The 1,886-nt window shown below is 73.5% G+C and carries 1 protein-coding gene; it reads right to left on the reverse strand.

All coding sequences use genetic code 11. The features are described 5' to 3' along the window. A partial coding sequence (locus ITP53_RS55130; RefSeq protein WP_207757764.1) for an ATP-binding protein occupies nt 1–1,886 on the reverse strand: 1,886 nt, incomplete at both ends.

Consider the following 1,886-nt stretch of genomic DNA (forward strand, 5'->3'; position numbering starts at 1 on the left):
GGGCAGGACGCGTTCGGCGGCTGCGACGAGGCCGGCGGACAGGGTCTCGTCGTCGTTGGCGGTCCAGATCGCGGGCACGTCGAACGAGCCGATCACGCGCGCCGTCAGCACCGGGTCGCCGAGCGCCTCGGCCGCGGCGGTCGCCTCCGCGCGGTGCCGGCGCGCCTGCCGCAACTCTCCCGTCACCGCCAGCGCCCGCACCATACCCATGACCGCCTCCAGACGAACACGCCCGTGGCCGTCACCGTCACCGCTCCTGTGACCGTCACCGCTACTGTCACCCTGGCCACCGCCCTGACGGCGGCCGTTCCCGTCGCCCTGGCCACCGCCCTGGTGGTGGTCGTCGCCGTGGCCGTCGCTCTGACGGCGGCCGTCACCCTGGCCGTCGCCGTTTCCGTAGCCCTGACGGTGGCCGTCACCTTTCCCGTCGCCCTGGTGGTGGTCGTCGCCGTGGCCGCCGCCCTGACGGCGGCCGTCACCCTGGCCGTCACCGATTCCGTAGCCCTGACGGTGGCCGTTGTCGTCGCTCGCGCGGTCCAGGGCCGCGACGGTCTCGCGCCACAGACGGGCGGCTTCGTGTGGGGCGAAGCGGTGCTCGGCTCGTTCGGCGGCGGCGCGCGTGTAGTGGGCGGTACGCCGGGGCTCGGCCCGGTTCTCCGCCCGCAGGAGATGGTGCGCGATGGCCTCCACGTCGCCGGGACGCGTTCGTTCGATGATCTCCGCAGCGGCGGCGTGCCACCGGGCCCGGCGGGCGCGGGCGATGTCCTCGTAGAGGGTCTCGTGCACCAGGGCGTGGGCGAAGTGCAGCCGGGTGGCGTCCTGCTCGACCAGGAAGCCCGCGAGGAGGGCGGACTCGACGGAGTCCAGGACCTGGTCCTCGTCCCCGGCGAGCCGGATCAGCACGTCCAGGTCAATCTCCTGGCCGACGACCGCGGCCTGGCGCAGGTGTGTGCGGGCCGTCTCGGTGAGCCCGGCCAGGCGGTGCCGGATGACGTCGCGTACGCCTGCCGGCACGGTGTGCAGAGCCGCCTCGCCGTCGTTCTCCCACAGGCGGGTGAGCTCCCGCACGAAGAACGGGTTACCGGCGGTGCGGGCATGGATCACGCGTACACCGTCCGCGGCTGGTTCCCAGCCGGTGATGGCCCGGACCATCTCGCGTACCTGCGGCTCGGTCAGCCCACCCAGGTAAACCCGGGCAGGTTCGGTACGGGCGGCGCGACCCAGCGCCTCCGCCAGCCCCGCGGAGATCTCGCTCGAACGGTACGTGCCGACAACCAGCACGGGACCGGCGTCGGCCTCGGCGGCCAAGGTGGTCACCAGGGCCAGGGTCTCCTCATCCGCCCAGTGCAGGTCGTCGAAAACCAGCAGCACCGGCCCCTTGGCAGCGATCCTGGCCAGGTACGCGACGATGCCACGATGCCTCCTGAACCGCGCCGCCACCGGCTCATCCCCCACGACCGCGGCCCCGGAAGCACCAACGGACGTCCCGCTGCCGCGCAAGGCAGCGCTGTTTCCGGATGTCGCATTGGGAGCCGTGGCGCCGTTGGGGGGTGTCGGCTGGTGTGCGGCAGCGGTGAGGATCTGGTGCATCTGCGTCCACGGCCAGGCGGCGGGTGCGCCCTGGAGTTCGGGGCTGGTACCCCATGCGGTGATCCAGCCCTCGGCCTCCAGGCGGGCGGTCAAGGTCCTGGCCAGCGCGGTCTTGCCCGCCCCCGCGGCTCCGGACACGAGCGCAAGACGCGGCCGCCCTGACGCCACCGCTCCCGCCGCGGCCCTCTCCAACTCGGCCACCTCCACCGCCCGCCCCACGAACGGCTCCCCCGTCACCGGGAGCGCGGTGCCCGGAGGCGCGGTGTCAGAAAGCGTGGTGGCCGAAGGGTCGGGGG

The organism is Nonomuraea cypriaca, from assembly GCF_015645445.1.
In the GTDB taxonomy this organism is placed as follows: Bacteria; Actinomycetota; Actinomycetes; order Streptosporangiales; family Streptosporangiaceae; genus Nonomuraea; species Nonomuraea cypriaca.